Consider the following 15,717-nt stretch of genomic DNA (forward strand, 5'->3'; position numbering starts at 1 on the left):
GAAATAACGACAAAGGCCCGTGAAGAGCCAAAAGAAAAGCCGCCCGAAGGCGGCTTGCTTCACACGATCAAAACGACGCTCAGGGAGGGCGCTTATGAATGTCCTGTTTGCATTGCGTGTGTTTTCAACGGCGCGCGACGGCGGCGGCGGGTCGCCGCGCCGCGGCATTGCTCTCGCCGCTGAGGTCGCGGGCGCCCCAGCGTTGCGCGAGCGCGGCACAGACCATCAGCTGAATCTGGTGGAACAGCATCAGCGGCAGCACCACGGCGCCGACCGCATGCGACGCGAAGATCACCTTGGCCATCGGCACGCCGGCGGCGAGGCTCTTCTTCGAGCCGCAGAAGATGATCGTGATCTGGTCCGCGCGGTTGAAGCCGAGCCGCTTGCTCGCGAAGATCGTCACGGCCAGCGCGAGCGCGAGCAGCACGGCGTTTACCACGACGAGGCCGCCGAGCGCCGACAGCGGAATCGTGTGCCACAGGCCTTCGGTGACGGCCTCGCTGAACGCGCCGTAGACGACGAGCAGGATCGAGCCCTGGTCGACGAACTTCAGCACGCCGCGATTCTTCTCGATCCACTTGCCGATCAGCGGGCGCAGCAGCTGGCCGGCAACGAACGGCACGAGCAGTTGCAGCACGATGTTGCCGATCGTATGCCACGGCGACGCACCGCCGCTCGCGGCCTGACTCGTCACGATGACGCTGACGAGTGCTGGAGTGACGAAGATGCCGAGCAGGCTCGAGGCGGACGCGCTGCATACCGCGGCCGGCACGTTGCCCTTGGCAATGGACGTGAACGCGATCGACGACTGGACCGTCGACGGCAGCGTGCAGAGGAAGAGGACGCCGGCGTAGAGCGACGGCGTGACCAGCGGCGAAAGGACCGGTTTAAGCGCGAGGCCGAGCAGCGGAAACAGCGCGAACGTGCTCAGCAGCACCACGAGGTGAAGGCGCCAGTGCGTCGCGCCCGCAATGATCGCCTCGCGTGACAGCTTGGCGCCGTGCAGGAAGAACAGCAGGCCGACCGCGATGTTCGTCACCCAGTTGAACCCCACGGCGGCCTGTCCATGAACGGGCAGAAAGCTGGCGAGGATCACGGTGCCGACGAGGCACAGGGTGAAGTTATCGGGCAGGAATTTCGGGCGGGCCATGTCGCAATCTCGATTCAATGACGCGGTGTAAGCATGGGACGGGTCTGTCAGGGCGTGGTCCATGCCAATGGAAAGCGGCTATTGTTGTCGAAAGCCGATTGAAAACGCAAATTCATTTGCCGAATCGATTAATGAAGTTTGCGCATTGACTCCCCAATCAGGCCGAGCCCATTCGTGCGACGCGCCCAGGTTTCAGTATTGGCGAGGTGCTTTCTCGCGACAAACCGTTTAACCATTGACGTTGCAAGCGGCGTTCATTTGCAACAAACGGCGCCCGCGCGGACCAGGCGAAAACGCCGGCCAGCAAGCCGCCGAGGCGCGTCCGCACGAGGGCTCCGGCGCGAAAAAACGCCGCAGTAACAGGGTGTTACATCCACCGACGAGACCTAACACTTTTTGGCTCGACACCCTCTGCCCCCGACCATAAATTACTCGTTCAAAGGCCGCAGGGATGCCCTGCGCCGCGACAGGAACGCGGCGCTTTTCTCCTCCCGCAACAGGTCCATCGCAGCTCGAACGGTGGATTTCAGGCAAGTCTTCGGGCGTGAGAGTCACAGGTGGACGGGTTGTCGAGAACGAGGCACTGGGCGTGGGGCGCGGTCATCGCCGTGCTGTGCTCGTTCGCCTATGCGAAGGAGCCGGGTGGGCCGCATGGCGGCGCTTATTCGCGCGACACTGCCGGGCGCGCGCCGCGCATGGAGATGCGTGGCGACGGCCGTTATGCCGGTGCGGGCGGCGCACCTGCTCCGCGCGGCTCGCGCAATGCGATGGCTTCTCGTGACGCACGCGCGCAGCGCGGCAACCCGAATATCGCGGACGCCAATTTCGGTTATGGCTTCGGCAGCTACAAGTCCGGCATGCGCCGTGTCGGCGATCCGTCCGGCTATGCGGGCGCGATCACGCCGGTCAGCGCGGAGTCGCGTCCGGTGCCGCATCCCCCGTCCAACATGCCGATGCGCAACGGCTCGATCCGCGCCGACGTGGCCCGCTACAACGAAGAGCGTGGCGCAGCGCGCCCGCTGCAACGCCCAGCCGACGATCCGCGTCAGCCGGGCGGTTCACCGTACCGGAATTAACTGAGCGCGATTTCGCAAACCACCGCAGCGCCCCCACCGCAGTCCCGAAACCCGTCTTCCACATCCTTCCCGCGATCCCTCGCGCGGCTTCGCGCGCCTTCCTCCCCGCTGTAGCCCCGAATCTGACGTTTCGACGCCACACTTTTTTGAAAACACCCGGCATCGAAGTACCCGTCAGCGTCAAATCCTTGGCATTCTGCCGCGTCGCGTCATCGGCCTGTCATTTAAGGCGTTCACGCACGCTGTGGCGCGCCGTTCGCCGCATGCCGCATTGCCTCCAGGGGGCGGCGCCAGTCCGCTCTGAAGCGTCGTATCAGGCCGATAACCGACCAAACTAATCAGACCGATATACCCGCAATAAGCAGCGATATTTTTGTTTATAAAAATGGTCCGCAAAGATGGGACCCGCCCAGATTGACTCGACGATCGAACGGATAACAACAACGTTTCGCGCGAGCGCCCCCTTTCGCACAGCCACACCCTTTTGACAAAAATTGGAGAACCCATGAACACAAGCCTCAGCAGCGCGCTGAAGACTACTCTCAAGGCCACCGCATGCGTCGCCGCGCTGGCGAGCGCGTCGTCGGCGTTCGCGCAATCGAGCGTGCAGCTCTACGGCCAGGTCGACGAATGGGTCGGCTCGCAGAAGTTTCCGGGCGGCCAGACCGCGGTGGTCGTGTCGGGCGGCGGCATGTCGACGTCGTACTGGGGCTTCAAGGGGACCGAGGATCTGGGCAACGGCTACAAGGCGATCTTCACTATCGAAGGCTTCTTCCGCGCGCAAACCGGCGAGTACGGCCGCTTCACCGGCGACACGACGTTCTCGCGCAACGCGTACGTCGGCATCGAATCGCCGTACGGCACGGTGACCGCCGGCCGCCTGACGACGCCGCTGTTCGTGTCGACGATCCTGTTCAACCCGTTCGTCGATTCGTACGTGTTCTCGCCGATGGTCTATCACGTGTACCTCGGCCTCGGCACCTTCCCGACCTACACGACCGACCAGGGCGTGACCGGCGACTCCGGCTGGAACAATGCGGTGTCGTATGCGACGCCGAACTTCAGCGGTCTGTCGGCGACGGCGATGTACGCGCTAGGCAACACGACCCAGAACGGCGCGAAGAAGTGGAGCGGCCAGGTGCTGTACTTCCACGGGCCGTTCGCGGCGACGGCGGTGTACCAGTACGTGAACTTCAACAACGTGCCGGGCGACCTCGGCAGCTTCGAAACGTCGGGCGTGCCGGGTCTGCGCAGCCAGAGCGTCGCGCAGGCGGGCGTGTCGTACGACCTGAAGTTCGTCAAGCTGTACGGCCAGTACATGTACACGTACAACGACCAGCAGGTCACGAGCTGGCACGTCAACACGGGCCAGGGCGGCGTCACGGTGCCGTTCGGGCCCGGCACGGTGATGGCGTCGTATGCGTACTCGCGTAACGGCGGCGGTTCGAACCAGACGCGCCAGACGGCGGCGGTCGGCTATGACTATCCGCTGTCCAAGCGCACCGATGTCTATGCCGCGTACCTGTATGACCACATCACCGGTCAGTCGAGCGGCAATACATATGGCGCGGGGTTGCGCGCGAAGTTCTGAGCTCGGCCCACGGTGTCACCGCAAAGCCCGCGTTCCGCCCGGAACGCGGGCTTTGTCGTTTTCGGGCGCCGCCGAATACGAGCGTTTGCTGCCGTCCTTTTGATAAACCCGGCAAAATGACGTCGATTGATTCCTGAAGCGAGCGACTGAGATGGACACCCTCGTCAGCATGAAAGTGTTTCGCCACGTGGTCGAAGCCGGCAGTTTCGTCGGCGCAGCGGAGAAGATGGAGATGTCGGCGGCAATGGCGAGCAAGCATGTGATGCATCTGGAGCAGCAGCTCGGCGCGCGGCTCCTGAACCGCACCACGCGCCGCGTCGCGCCGACCGAGGCAGGCCGCGAGTACTACGAGCGGCTGAGTCAGGCGCTCACCGAGCTCGACGAAGCCGGCCAGGCGGTCGGCGCGGCAAGCGTCGTGCCGCACGGGCGGCTGCGGGTGTCGTCGCTGTCGGCGTTCGGCCTGAATCACGTGATGGCCGCGGTCGCGGACTACGCCGCGCAGTATCCGCAGGTCACCGTCGATATGACACTGTCCGACCGCGTCGTCGAGCTGATCGACGAGGGTTTCGACGTCGCGATCCGCGCGTCGCCGGGCGGGCTCAAGTCGTCGTCGCTGATCGCGCGGCAGATCGCGACCGCGCATCTGGTGCTGTGCGCATCGCCCGCCTATCTGCGCAAGCATGGCACGCCGAAGAGCGTCGACGATCTCGCGCGCCACAACTATCTGCAGTACGCGGGCGTATCGGCGCTCGAAGTCGCGACCGGCGACGCGGGCTCGCGTGTGCGCCTGTCGGGCAACCTGATCGTCAATCAGCTCGAGGCCCAGCGCGTGGTCGTGCTGCATGGCGCGGGCATCGCGATGCTCGGCACCGAGGTGATCGGCAGCGATCTCGCCGAAGGGCGGCTCGTGCCGCTGCTCGTCGACCAGGTGCCGCCGCGGGAGCTGCCGATCCACGTCGTCTACACGAGCCGGCGGCATCTATCGGCCAAGGTGCGCTCGTTCGTCGATTTCCTGGCGGCGCGGTTCGCAAACGAATCGCTGTGGCCGTCGCTCGACGAGATCAAGGCGTTGGCGGTGCGATAGCGTTTCGCGAAGCACCGAGCATACGTCGCCAATCGCCCGCCCCGCGCCCCGGCGCCGTGTTACCCCGTTTCTATATACTGATTGTGAACACCCATCAGTTAAATGATCTGGGGGAGACATGACCGATCTGTCCACGCCGCAGCGTGCCGGCAGCCACGAGCTGCCCGCGGGCCGGCGCTTGCGCTTCGTCACCGCCGCCGCGTTGTTCGACGGCCACGACGCGTCGATCAACATCATGCGGCGCATCCTGCAGGCAAGCGGCGTCGAGGTGATCCACCTCGGCCACAACCGCTCCGTCGCTGAAGTCGCGACCGCCGCGCTCAACGAGGACGCCGACGGCGTCGCCGTGTCGAGCTATCAGGGCGGCCACAACGAATACTTCCGCTACCTGGTGGATTTGCTGCGTGCAAGCGGCGGCGAGCGCATCAAGGTGTTCGGCGGCGGCGGGGGCGTGATCGTCCCCGAGGAAATTGCCGCGCTCGAACGCGACGGCGTCGAAAAAATCTACTCGCCGCACGACGGTCAGCGGCTCGGTCTGCAAGGCATGATCGACGACATGATCGCGCGCTGCGTCGAAGGGGCGCGCGCGGCCGACGCGGCGCGGCCGACGCCGGTGCGCGAATGGCTCGCCGAGCTGGCCGGGCGGCCGTTGCCGCGTTGCGGTGAGGCCCATGCCCCGCACGCTGGCACTGCTGCTGGCTCGCACCCCGCCGATCCCGCCGGGCCGATCTTCCGCCGCCTCGCGCAACTGATCAGCGCGTTCGAAACGAACAGCGTCGACGCCGCCGCGCGCGACCAGCTGGCGACGCTCGCGCAAGCGCCACGCATCCCGGTGCTCGGCATCACCGGCACCGGCGGCGCGGGCAAGTCGTCGCTGACCGACGAGCTGATCCGCCGCTTCCGGCTCGACTACGGCGACACGCTGAACATCGCCGTGCTCGCGATCGATCCGTCGCGCCGAAAATCCGGCGGCGCGCTACTCGGCGACCGCATCCGCATGAATGCGATCGGCGATTGGGGCGGCGGCGCCCGCGGCGACGCCCGTATCTATATGCGCTCGATGGCGACGCGCGAGGCATCGACCGAACTCTCCGATTCGCTACCCGCCGCGCTGATGCTGTGCAAGGTGGCGGGCTTCGATCTGATCATCGTCGAGACGTCGGGGATCGGTCAGGGCGATGCGGCGATCGTGCCGTTCGTCGACGAATCGCTGTACGTGATGACGCCGGAGTTCGGCGCCGCGAGCCAGCTCGAGAAGATCGACATGCTCGACTTCGCGAGCTTCGTCGCGATCAACAAGTTCGATCGCAAGGGTGCGCAGGATGCGCTGCGCGACGTCGCGAAGCAGGTGCAGCGCAATCGCGGGGACTTCGCGACATCGCCCGACGCGATGCCGGTGTTCGGCACGATCGCGTCGCGCTTCAACGACGACGGCGTGACCGCGCTGTACCGGCGCATCGCTAATGCGCTGCGCACGCACGGCCTGCGCGAGGGCGGCGCACGGCTCGGCGCGACCGAAGGCCTGCGCTTTTCGAGCAACCTGCATGCAATCGTGCCGCCCGCGCGCGTGCGCTATCTGGCCGACATCGCGCAGACGGTACGCGGCTATCGAGCGCGGGCCGACGCGCAGGCGCAAATCGCGCGGGAACGCTGGCAGATCGTCGAGACGCGCCGCATGCTCGGCGAGGCGGGCAGCGACGCCTCGTCGCTCGATGCGCTGATCGACCAACGCGGCGCCGCGCTCGGCGAGCGCGAACGCAAGCTGCTCGACGCGTGGCCGCAAACGGTGGCCGCCTATTCCGGCGACGAACATGTGGTGCGCATCCGCGAGCGCAAAATCCGCACCGCGCTGACGGTCACGACGCTGTCCGGCTCCGAAATCCGCAAAGTGTCGCTGCCGAAATTCGTCGATCACGGCGAGATCCTGCGCTGGCTGATGCTCGACAATCTGCCCGGCTATTTCCCATTCACCGCTGGCGTGTTTCCGTTTCGTCGCGAGAACGAGGACCCGACGCGCATGTTCGCGGGCGAGGGCGATCCGCAGCGCACGAATCGTCGCTTCAAGCTGCTGTCGGAAGGCATGCCCGCCAAACGGCTATCCACCGCGTTCGACTCGGTGACGCTTTACGGTGAGGAGCCGCACGAGCGCCCGGACATTTACGGCAAGGTCGGCAATTCGGGTGTATCGGTCGCGACGCTCGACGACATGAAGACGCTGTACGACGGCTTCGATCTGTGCTCGCCGGATACGTCGGTCTCGATGACGATCAACGGCCCCGCGCCGACGATCCTCGCGATGTTCTTCAACGTCGCGATCGACCAGCGGATCGCGCTGGGCGAGCAACAGCAAGGCCGCCCGTTGACCGAAGCCGAACTCGCCGCAACGCGCCGCGCCGCGCTCGAAAACGTGCGCGGCACCGTGCAGGCCGACATCCTGAAAGAAGACCAGGGGCAGAACACCTGCATCTTCTCGACCGAATTCAGCCTGAAGGTGATGGGTGACATTCAGGCGTATTTCGTCGAACACGGCGTGCGCAATTTCTATTCGGTGTCGATTTCCGGCTATCACATCGCCGAGGCCGGCGCGAACCCCATCTCGCAGCTCGCGTACACGCTCGCGAACGGCTTCACCTACGTCGAGGCGTATCTCGCACGCGGCATGTCGATCGACGACTTCGCGCCGAATCTGTCGTTCTTCTTCTCGAACGGCATGGACCCGGAGTACACGGTGCTCGGCCGCGTCGCGCGACGCATCTGGGCGATCGCGATGCGCGAGCGCTATGGCGCGAACGAGCGTAGTCAGAAGCTCAAGTATCACGTGCAGACGTCGGGCCGCAGCCTGCACGCGCAGGAGATCGATTTCAACGACATCCGCACGACGCTGCAGGCGCTGATCGCGATCTACGACAACTGCAACTCGCTGCACACCAATGCGTTCGACGAAGCGATCACGACGCCGACCGAGGAATCGGTGCGCCGCGCAGTTGCGATCCAGCTGATCATCAATCGCGAATGGGGGCTCGCGAAGAACCAGAATCCGAATCAGGGCAGTTTCGTGATCGACGAGCTGACCGACCTGGTCGAGGAAGCGGTGCTCGCCGAGTTCGAGCGGCTCACCGAGCGCGGCGGCGTGCTCGGCGCGATGGAAACCGGCTATCAGCGCGGACGGATTCAGGACGAGTCGATGCTGTACGAGCATCGCAAGCATGACGGCTCGTATCCGATCGTTGGCGTCAATACGTTCCTGAGCGCGCATCCGCATGAAGCGCCGCGGCCGCTGGTGCTCGCGCGTTCCACCGACGCGGAAAAGCAGAGTCAGCTGCGGCGGTTGCGCGACTTCCAGACGCGCCACCGCGACGCCGCGCCCGAGGCGCTCGAACGCCTCAAACGCGCGGTGATCGACGATGGCAACGTGTTCGCGGTGCTGATGGACGTGGTGCGCGTCTGTTCGCTCGGGCAGATCACCCACGCGCTGTTCGAGGTGGGCGGGCAGTATCGGCGGAATATGTAGGCCGCGAGCGAGCGGGCGGCCCGGCTCGCCCCGTTCTTCACCTCAGCGCGCGATGCCGAGCCGCGCCTTCGCGTCGTTGTATTCCTTCTTCAGGCGCCGCACGAGCTCGGCGACGTCCGGCACGTCGTCCATCAGGCCGACGCCCTGGCCCGCGCCCCAGATGTCCTTCCACGCCTTCGCCTTGTCGCCGCCGAAGTTCATCTTGGTCTTGTCCGATTCGGGCAGCGCGTCGGGATCGAGCCCCGCGTTCGCAATGCTTTCGCGGATGTAGTTGCCGTGCACGCCGGTGAACAGGTTCGTGTAGATGATGTCCGACGCCTTCGCGTTGATGATCGCCTGCTTGTAGCTGTCGACCGCGTGCGCTTCTTTGGTGGCGATGAAGCGTGTGCCCATGTACGCGAGGTCCGCGCCCATCGCCTGCGCGGCGAGAATCGAGCCGCCGTTCGCGATCGAGCCCGACAGCACGATCGGGCCGTCGAAAATGCGCCGCACCTCGCCGACCAGCGCGAACGGCGAGGTGGTGCCCGCGTGGCCGCCCGCGCCCGATGCGACCAGAATCAGCCCGTCGACGCCGGCTTCCAGCGCTTTCTGCGCATGACGCAGATTGATCACGTCGTGCAGCACGATGCCGCCGTAGCTATGCACCGCATCGACGATCTCGCGTGCCGGCGCGCGCAGGCTGGTGATGAAGATCGGCACCTTGTGCTCGACGCAGACGCGCACGTCGTGCTCGAGCCGCGCATTCGACTGATGAACGATCTGATTGACCGCGATCGGGCCGATCACCGCATCCGGGTTCGCGGCCTTGTGCCCGGCGAGTTGCGCCTGGATCTGCGTCAGCCATTCGTCGAGCAGCTCGGCCGGGCGCGCGTTGAGGGCAGGGAACGAGCCGACGATACCGGCCTTGCACTGCGCCAGCACGAGTTCGGGATAGCTGACGATGAACATCGGCGAAGCGACGACGGGTAGCGCGAGGTTTTGCAGAACGGCGGGCAATGCCATGGTGCGAGTCTCCAGATGGGGCCAACCGGTGCGACGTGCGGCCGGCGAATAGATGAGTTTAGCGGCACACGGCTTGCGACGTGTTGACCGGCGAATGCGTGTGGCAATCGAACGAAACCGGCATGCCGAAGTCGCGCCAAACATTTAAGAACGGTCGTTCGATTATAGGCGAAGTGGACGACCCGCGCGCGGTAGGCCCGTTTGGAACGGTTCGAAGGAGTATTCAGGTTCCATGTCTGCGTGGGCTATCCCACCGCGCACGGACCTGTTGGCCTTCTACAATGCACGGACCTCAAACGATCAACGAGACGTCATGGCCTTCGAAAATTTCACGTCTTTTCGCGTCGCCGTGGGCGATGTCGACATTTTCGGAGTGAAGGGCGGCGCCGGGCCGCCTCTGCTTCTGCTGCACGGCCATCCGCAATCGCATCTGATCTGGGAACGCTGCGCCGCGCCGCTCGCGCAGCACTTCACGGTGATCGCAACTGATCTGCGCGGCTATGGCGCGTCGGGCAAACCGCCGAGCGATGCCGCGCACGCACCGTATTCGAAACGCGTGATGGCCGCCGACCAGGTCGCGGTGATGCGCCACTTCGGCTTCGAGCGCTTCCTCGTCTGCGCGCACGATCGCGGCGCGCGCGTCGCGCACCGGATGGCGCTCGATCACGCCGACGCGGTCGAGCGTTTGATGCTGCTCGATATCGCGCCGACACTCGCGATGTACGAAGCCACCGACCGCGCGTTCGCAACGCACTACTTCCACTGGTTCTTCCTGATCCAGCCCGAGCCGCTGCCCGAAACGTTGATCGGCGCAAATCCGGCCGCCTATGTCGACGCGGTGATGGGCGGACGTCACGCGGGTCTCGCACCGTTCGATCCCGCCGCGCTCGACGCGTATCGGGCGGCGCTCGCGCAACCGGGCGCGGTGCACGCGATGTGCGAAGACTATCGCGCGTCGGCGAGCATCGACCTCGAACATGATCGCGCCGATATCGAGCGCGGCAACAAGATCGGCTGTCCGCTGCGGGTGCTGTGGGGCGACAAGGGCGTGATCGAAAAATGCTTCGATGCGCTCGACGAATGGCGGCATGTCGCGCGCGACGTGAGCGGCCGCGCGCTATCGTGCGGGCACTATCTGCCCGAGGAAGCGCCGGACGAACTGGTCGCCGAGATGCTGTCGTTTTTCGAGACGCTCGAACAATAAGCGCCGGGCTGCTTCGCGCGACCTTCGTTTGACCTGCGATGGACCTTCGTTAGCCGAGCGGCGGCAGCCGTCGCGCGACCGGCGTCGACTTGACGATCGCCGTACTGGTCTCCGCGCGCTCGGTCACTTTCGACAGGATCTCGTCGAGCTGCTCGATCGAATGCAGGTACAGGCGGCAGATGAAACAGTCGTCGCCGGTCACCTTGTCGCATTCGACGAACTCCGGAATGCGCCGGATCACTTCCTCCACCAGATGCAACTGCCCGGGCAGCGGCTTCACGCGCACTACCGCCTGCAGCGTGAAGCCGAGCGCGCGCGGATCGATCTGCACGGTGAAGCGCTCGATCACGCCCTGCGCTTCGAGCCGCCGCACGCGTTCGGCCGTGCTGGGCGCCGATAAGCCGACGACGCGCGCGAGTTCGCTGACCGGCTGGCGCGCGTCCTGCGCGAGCGCGGCGAGCAGTGCGCGGTCGGTGTCGTCGAGTGCGACCGGCGCGATCGATGCAAGGCGTTTGCTCATGATGGCCTTCGTTTATGAGGTGAAAATGCGGTAACGCTTAAGTTTAGCCATGTATTCGCGCGGGTGGATTAATTAGACTGCCAGTTATGCAGTCACAATCCGGGATCGAATCATGGCTTCAAACAAGGCTTCCGTCACGACCTCGAGCAGTTCGCCCAGCGACATCCGCCGTGGCGCGGCGGAGATGAGCATCGCGATGCTGATGTCGGGCACGATCGGCTGGCTCGTCGTGTCGTCGCAGCAAAGCCCGTTCAACGTGGTGTTTTTCCGCTGCATTTTCGGCGGCGCGACGCTCGCGCTCGTGTGTGCCGTACTCGGCCTGTTCCGCCGCGAGCTGTTTTCGTGGAAGATGCTCGGCCTCGCGTTGCTCGGCGGCGCGGCGATCGTCGTGAACTGGGTATTGCTGTTCGCCGCGTATTCACGCGCGTCGATCTCAATGGCGACGGCCGTCTACAACACGCAGCCGTTCATGTTGGTCGGGCTCGGCGCGCTGGTGTTTCGCGAGCGCATCAGCGCATCGACGATCGCGTGGCTCGTGGTCGCGTTCGTCGGGCTCGTGTTCGTCGTGAAGGTCGAGCCGGCCGTGCTCGCGGTGCCGGGGCAGTATCTGGTCGGCGTCGCCTATGCGGTCGGCGCGGCGGCGATGTACGCGGTGTCGTCGATCATCACGAAGCGGCTGAAGGGCACGCCGCCGCATCTGCTCGCGCTGATCCAGGTATCGCTCGGCGTGCTGTTGCTCGCGCCGTTCGTACGCTTCGACGCGTTGCCGGCAAACGGCGCGCAGTGGCTCGAACTGATCGTGCTCGGCGTCGTCCATACCGGTCTCATGTACGTGCTGCTGTATGGCGCGATCCAGAAGCTGCCGACGTCGATGACGGGCGCGTTGTCGTTCATCTATCCGGTGGTCGCGATCATCGTCGACCGGCTCGCGTTCGGACAGACGCTTGCATGGATTCAGGTGCTCGGCGCCGCGCTGATTCTGCTGGCGGCGGCGGGCGTCAATCTCGGGTGGCGGATCGTGCCGCAGAGAAAGCGCTTATCGTCCACGTGATGCCGATTCGACATTCAATCGGATATTGCTACGGATCCAGGAATAACGCGCAAGCGTTCAAGCGCCTAACGCCGTTTGATGACAGATCATGTATGCATTCGTAAAACGTGGCGTCTAATTTCTGTAGGGAAATCACCGATGCGATGCAAAAACCCACACGCGTATCATCGACAGCGACGCTGATCACGTCCAACAGATGTTCCGCCGCTCGCTTCGTCGAGCGGTTTTCTTTTTGGGAGCACGGTTTTGCGTTCCGGTGCGCTTTTCCGCCGCGCCGGTCGAACCGGTCACATCACAGTTCAATGCCGCGCGAGAATGCGCGTGCCGTCCACTTCGAGCGGTCCATCGTTCGCCGCTAGCTCCCCGATCATTCCCTTCAGCAACGCGGGCCATTCGCCGCGCGGCTTCAGCATCGACGCGGCGGCGCGCATCACGGCCGCGTCGTCGAGCATGCGCAGCAGCGTGTCCACACTCATCTCGCGGACTTCGAGCAGCTTGAATACGATCAGCACCTTCAGCGCGTTCCTTGCGTTGCGCGCGGGATCGGCGCGCAACCAGGCGACGCGCGACATCGCGCGTTCGAGCGCCAGCTCGACTTGTGTGAACGGCGCGCCGTGGCCTGGGATGACGACGCGCACGTCGAGCGTTGCGATCAGGTCGAGCACGGCTTGCTGCTCGGTGAAGCCGCTTTCGCCTTCGAGTTCGGGAAAGATCACGCCGAAGCCGTTTTCCCACAGCGCATCCGCGCTGATCAGCAAGCGTTCGTCCGAGCAATAGAGCATCAGCGAATGCGGATCATGGCCGGGCGCGCCGAGCACCTCCCAGTCGAGCGCGCCCAGCCGCAAGCGTGCGCCGGGTGCCAGCGTGCCGGTGAAGCCGAAGCGCTCGCAGGTTTGACCAGTCGCGCGAAAGCTGAGGCGCGTTTCGTCCCAGCCGCGCACGGCATCGGCTTCGGATGACGGAATCAGCGTGCGGCACGACCACGTAGCCTGCAGCAGCGCGTTGCCGCCGCAGTGATCCGAATGCAGATGCGTGTTGATGATCAGATCGAGCGGCCGCGCGCGCAACGCGTTGCGTACCAGCGCGACCGTCTGCGATGCGTGAGTCGCATAGCCGGTATCGAGGAGCGCCGCGCATCTGTCGTCGATGAGCAGCACGTTGTTCGACGACAGCCAGCCGCGCTCGAATACCTGAATCGATGCGGGCAGTGCGATCATGGTGCGACCGTTCTCGCTTGCGCGTCCACGAGCGCGTCGGGCTTCGGCATCACGAGGATCGTCGAGGTACCCGTCAACATCAGCTCGCCGCGCTGATTGACCACCGAACCTTCGAGATAGGTCAGATCGCCGTTCAGGCTCGGCTTCCAGTGAGCGTCGCGCACACGCCACGTGATCGTCAGCGTGTCGTGCGCCTGCACTGCCTTCTTCAGCTTGATATCGAATTCGAGGCCGAGCGGTTGCGCGTAAGTAGAGAAATGCGTGGCGAGCAGCGCCATGAAATACGCGGTGGGTTGCGTGCCCGACGCGATCAAGCCTCCAAAGCGGCTTTGCGCGGCATAAGCTTCATCGTGATGCAACGGGTTCAGATCGACGACGAGCGTCGCGAACGATTTGATCGAATCCACTGACAACTCGAGCGTCGAACTGAACGTCTCACCGGGCGTCACGATGCGCGGCGCGGCGTTCATTGCTTCTCCTTCGTCGTCGATGTCGTGCGCAGCGCCATCAACGTCGCGTGGCGCACTTCGATCGCGTCCCACACCGCGCGCTTCGCGTCGTTGTCGAGCGTCGACCAGCTGGCGATTTCGTCGATTGTGCGCAGGCATCCTTCGCACCAGCCCGTCGATGCATCCATCCTGCACACGCTGATGCACGGCGACGGCACGCAACCGCCGTCGCCCGTGTCGTCGTAATCGTTGCCGCTCGCCATCGTGTTCAGGCCGGCTCGCGCAACGCAACATCGACGACCGGCGCGCCTGTGAGCGAGATCAGCTCCTGCGCGGTCAGATTGAACACTGCGTGCGGATGACCGGCGGCCGCCCACAGGCTCTCCAGTTCGAGCAGATCCGCATCGATCAACGTGACCGGCTCGGTCGCGTGACCGACCGGGCACACGCCACCGATCGCATAGCCGGTTTTTTCGCGCACGAACTTCGCGTCCGCGCGGCCGATCTCGCCGACCTGCGCGGCCACTTTCTTTTCGTCGACACGATTCGCGCCGCTCGCGATCACGAGCACCGGCGCGTTGTCTTCGCGGCGCCGGAACAGGATCGACTTCGCGATCTGCGCGACCGAGCAGCCGAGTCCGGCGGCCGCTTCGGCGGAAGTCTTGCCGGTTTCCGGCAGCATCACGATTCGCCCTGCGTGACCGCGTTCGCGCAGCAGCAGCGCGACGCGGCGTGCCGAGTCGGGCAGCGCGGCGAGATCGTCGGAGTCGAAGGACGCGAGGTCGTTCATTGTTTGGGACCTTGAATGAAAATGGATGCCGCGGTTATACGCAGGTGTTTGCTTCGCTGCGCGCCTTCGCGAGCAGCGCTTTGCCGGCGCGCGACACGTTGGACCGGCCGATCGCGTTTGAAATGAAGTCACCGATTTCGACCACTTGCGCGAGGTCGATGCCGGTCTCGATGCCGAGGCCGTTCATCAGATACAGCACGTCTTCGGTCGCGACGTTGCCGGTCGCGCCCTTCGCATACGGACAGCCGCCGAGCCCCGCGACCGACGCGTGAAAAATCTCGACGCCTTCGAGCAGCGCCGCGTAGATGTTCGCGAGCGCCTGGCCATAGGTGTCGTGGAAGTGTCCCGACAGATGCTCGCGCGGAAACACGTCGGTCACGGCCTCGAACACTTCGCGGGTGCGCTTCGGCGTGCCGACGCCGATCGTGTCGGCGATATCGATCTCGTCGCAGCCGAGCGCCGCGAAGCGCTTGACGACGTCGACGACCGACGCGACCGGCACTTCGCCCTGGTACGGACAGCCGAGCGCGCACGACACGCTGCCGCGAATTCGCAGCTTATGTTGTTTCGCCGCCGCGGCGACTGGCGCGAATCGCTCGATGCTCTCCGCGATGCTGCAGTTGATGTTCTTCTGCGAGAACGCCTCGCTCGCCGCGCCGAAGATGACGATCTCGTCGGCGCGCGCGGCGAGCGCGCCTTCGAAACCGCGCAGGTTCGGCGTCAGCACCGAGTAAATCGTGCCCTCGCGGCGCTCGATGCCGGCCATCACGTCGGCGCCGTCGGCCATCTGCGGCACCCATTTCGGCGACACGAACGACGCCGCTTCGACGTTGCGGAAGCCCGCCGCCGACAGACGGTTGATCAGCTCGATCTTGGTCGCGGTCGACACGAATTCCTTCTCGTTCTGCAGCCCGTCGCGCGGACCCACTTCGACGATTTTCACTTGCTTCGGTAAGGCCATGATGTGTCTCCGATCCGATGCGGTTTGATCGCTGTCCCATCCGGGATGGGTGCTGCCGCGTTGCTGCAATTCAAGTCGGCCCGCACGCCTGCGACGCGTGCGGGCGCGGGT

14 protein-coding genes are annotated in these 15,717 nt (G+C 64.9%); 6 read left to right on the forward strand and 8 right to left on the reverse strand.

Annotated elements, in window-relative coordinates; all coding sequences use genetic code 11:
- Positions 1-124 precede the first annotated feature (124 nt).
- Positions 125-1,150, reverse strand: a complete 1,026-nt coding sequence (locus tag OKW29_RS36695) for a bile acid:sodium symporter family protein (protein WP_429294377.1) — start codon at positions 1,148-1,150, stop codon at positions 125-127.
- A gap of 557 nt (positions 1,151-1,707) precedes the next feature.
- Here OKW29_RS36695 and OKW29_RS36700 point away from each other — a divergent pair.
- From OKW29_RS36700 to icmF, 4 genes are all read left to right on the forward strand, one after another.
- Complete coding sequence (locus tag OKW29_RS36700; RefSeq protein ID WP_429294378.1) at positions 1,708-2,226, forward strand: hypothetical protein; 519 nt, start codon at positions 1,708-1,710, stop codon at positions 2,224-2,226.
- 505 nt (positions 2,227-2,731) lie between these two features.
- Positions 2,732-3,817 carry a porin gene (locus OKW29_RS36705; protein WP_429294379.1) on the forward strand — a complete coding sequence of 362 codons (1,086 nt, stop codon included), beginning with the start codon at positions 2,732-2,734 and terminating at the stop codon, positions 3,815-3,817.
- Positions 3,818-3,968: 151 nt separating this feature from the next.
- Entirely contained in the window at positions 3,969-4,901 is a 933-nt protein-coding gene (locus tag OKW29_RS36710) for a LysR family transcriptional regulator (protein WP_429294380.1), read from the forward strand.
- 118 nt (positions 4,902-5,019) lie between these two features.
- Positions 5,020-8,412: a fused isobutyryl-CoA mutase/GTPase IcmF gene (gene icmF / locus OKW29_RS36715; protein ID WP_429294381.1), complete on the forward strand. Its 3,393-nt coding sequence runs from the start codon at positions 5,020-5,022 to the stop codon at positions 8,410-8,412.
- 42 nt (positions 8,413-8,454) lie between these two features.
- On the opposite strand, the gene OKW29_RS36720 is transcribed toward icmF, so the two are convergent.
- Positions 8,455-9,414, reverse strand: coding sequence for an NAD(P)H-dependent flavin oxidoreductase (locus tag OKW29_RS36720; protein ID WP_184051266.1), 960 nt, complete (start codon positions 9,412-9,414; stop codon positions 8,455-8,457).
- A gap of 313 nt (positions 9,415-9,727) precedes the next feature.
- On the opposite strand from OKW29_RS36720, the gene OKW29_RS36725 reads away from it, so the two are divergent.
- On the forward strand, positions 9,728-10,618 hold the full coding sequence (locus OKW29_RS36725) for an alpha/beta fold hydrolase (protein WP_429294382.1): 891 nt from the start codon (positions 9,728-9,730) through the stop codon (positions 10,616-10,618).
- Between the two features lie 49 nt (positions 10,619-10,667).
- Here OKW29_RS36725 and OKW29_RS36730 read toward each other — a convergent pair whose 3' ends face one another.
- Positions 10,668-11,138 carry an Lrp/AsnC family transcriptional regulator gene (locus tag OKW29_RS36730; RefSeq protein ID WP_184062678.1) on the reverse strand — a complete coding sequence of 157 codons (471 nt, stop codon included), beginning with the start codon at positions 11,136-11,138 and terminating at the stop codon, positions 10,668-10,670.
- A gap of 112 nt (positions 11,139-11,250) precedes the next feature.
- Here OKW29_RS36730 and OKW29_RS36735 point away from each other — a divergent pair, with 112 nt between their 5' ends.
- Complete coding sequence (locus OKW29_RS36735) at positions 11,251-12,189, forward strand: DMT family transporter (RefSeq protein ID WP_429294383.1); 939 nt, start codon at positions 11,251-11,253, stop codon at positions 12,187-12,189.
- Positions 12,190-12,488: 299 nt separating this feature from the next.
- Here the strand turns inward: OKW29_RS36735 and OKW29_RS36740 are convergent, their stop codons facing one another.
- From OKW29_RS36740 to OKW29_RS36760, 5 genes are read right to left on the reverse strand one after another with little or no spacing between them, the layout of a single operon-like run.
- A complete protein-coding gene (locus OKW29_RS36740) occupies positions 12,489-13,406 on the reverse strand; it encodes an MBL fold metallo-hydrolase (protein ID WP_429294384.1) in 918 nt (305 codons plus the stop codon).
- Complete coding sequence (locus OKW29_RS36745) at positions 13,403-13,876, reverse strand: MaoC family dehydratase (RefSeq protein WP_184068702.1); 474 nt, start codon at positions 13,874-13,876, stop codon at positions 13,403-13,405. The genes OKW29_RS36740 and OKW29_RS36745 overlap by 4 nt, the downstream gene beginning before the upstream one ends.
- Positions 13,873-14,118 carry a DUF1289 domain-containing protein gene (locus tag OKW29_RS36750; protein ID WP_429294385.1) on the reverse strand — a complete coding sequence of 82 codons (246 nt, stop codon included), beginning with the start codon at positions 14,116-14,118 and terminating at the stop codon, positions 13,873-13,875. Before OKW29_RS36750 ends, OKW29_RS36745 begins: the two co-directional genes overlap by 4 nt.
- A 5-nt stretch (positions 14,119-14,123) precedes the next feature.
- Positions 14,124-14,645: a YbaK/EbsC family protein gene (locus OKW29_RS36755; protein WP_429294386.1), complete on the reverse strand. Its 522-nt coding sequence runs from the start codon at positions 14,643-14,645 to the stop codon at positions 14,124-14,126.
- Between the two features lie 34 nt (positions 14,646-14,679).
- A complete protein-coding gene (locus OKW29_RS36760) occupies positions 14,680-15,606 on the reverse strand; it encodes a hydroxymethylglutaryl-CoA lyase (protein WP_429294387.1) in 927 nt (308 codons plus the stop codon).
- Between the last annotated feature and the right edge of the window lie 111 nt (positions 15,607-15,717).

Source organism: Paraburkholderia sp. CI3 (genome assembly GCF_050436505.1).
GTDB lineage: Bacteria > Pseudomonadota > Gammaproteobacteria > Burkholderiales > Burkholderiaceae > Paraburkholderia > Paraburkholderia tuberum.

Bases quoted from the DNA above. Each gene is read 5' to 3' on its own strand.
- OKW29_RS36740 (WP_429294384.1), bottom strand. From the start codon at position 13,406: ATGATCGCACTGCCCGCATCGATTCAGGTATTCGAGCGCGGCTGGCTG.
- OKW29_RS36760 (WP_429294387.1), bottom strand. From the start codon at position 15,606: ATGGCCTTACCGAAGCAAGTGAAAATCGTCGAAGTGGGTCCGCGCGAC.
- OKW29_RS36750 (WP_429294385.1), bottom strand. From the start codon at position 14,118: ATGGCGAGCGGCAACGATTACGACGACACGGGCGACGGCGGTTGCGTG.
- OKW29_RS36705 (WP_429294379.1), top strand. From the start codon at position 2,732: ATGAACACAAGCCTCAGCAGCGCGCTGAAGACTACTCTCAAGGCCACC.
- OKW29_RS36730 (WP_184062678.1), bottom strand. From the start codon at position 11,138: ATGAGCAAACGCCTTGCATCGATCGCGCCGGTCGCACTCGACGACACC.
- OKW29_RS36735 (WP_429294383.1), top strand. From the start codon at position 11,251: ATGGCTTCAAACAAGGCTTCCGTCACGACCTCGAGCAGTTCGCCCAGC.
- OKW29_RS36725 (WP_429294382.1), top strand. From the start codon at position 9,728: ATGGCCTTCGAAAATTTCACGTCTTTTCGCGTCGCCGTGGGCGATGTC.
- OKW29_RS36710 (WP_429294380.1), top strand. From the start codon at position 3,969: ATGGACACCCTCGTCAGCATGAAAGTGTTTCGCCACGTGGTCGAAGCC.
- icmF (WP_429294381.1), top strand. From the start codon at position 5,020: ATGACCGATCTGTCCACGCCGCAGCGTGCCGGCAGCCACGAGCTGCCC.
- OKW29_RS36755 (WP_429294386.1), bottom strand. From the start codon at position 14,645: ATGAACGACCTCGCGTCCTTCGACTCCGACGATCTCGCCGCGCTGCCC.
- OKW29_RS36695 (WP_429294377.1), bottom strand. From the start codon at position 1,150: ATGGCCCGCCCGAAATTCCTGCCCGATAACTTCACCCTGTGCCTCGTC.
- OKW29_RS36720 (WP_184051266.1), bottom strand. From the start codon at position 9,414: ATGGCATTGCCCGCCGTTCTGCAAAACCTCGCGCTACCCGTCGTCGCT.
- OKW29_RS36745 (WP_184068702.1), bottom strand. From the start codon at position 13,876: ATGAACGCCGCGCCGCGCATCGTGACGCCCGGTGAGACGTTCAGTTCG.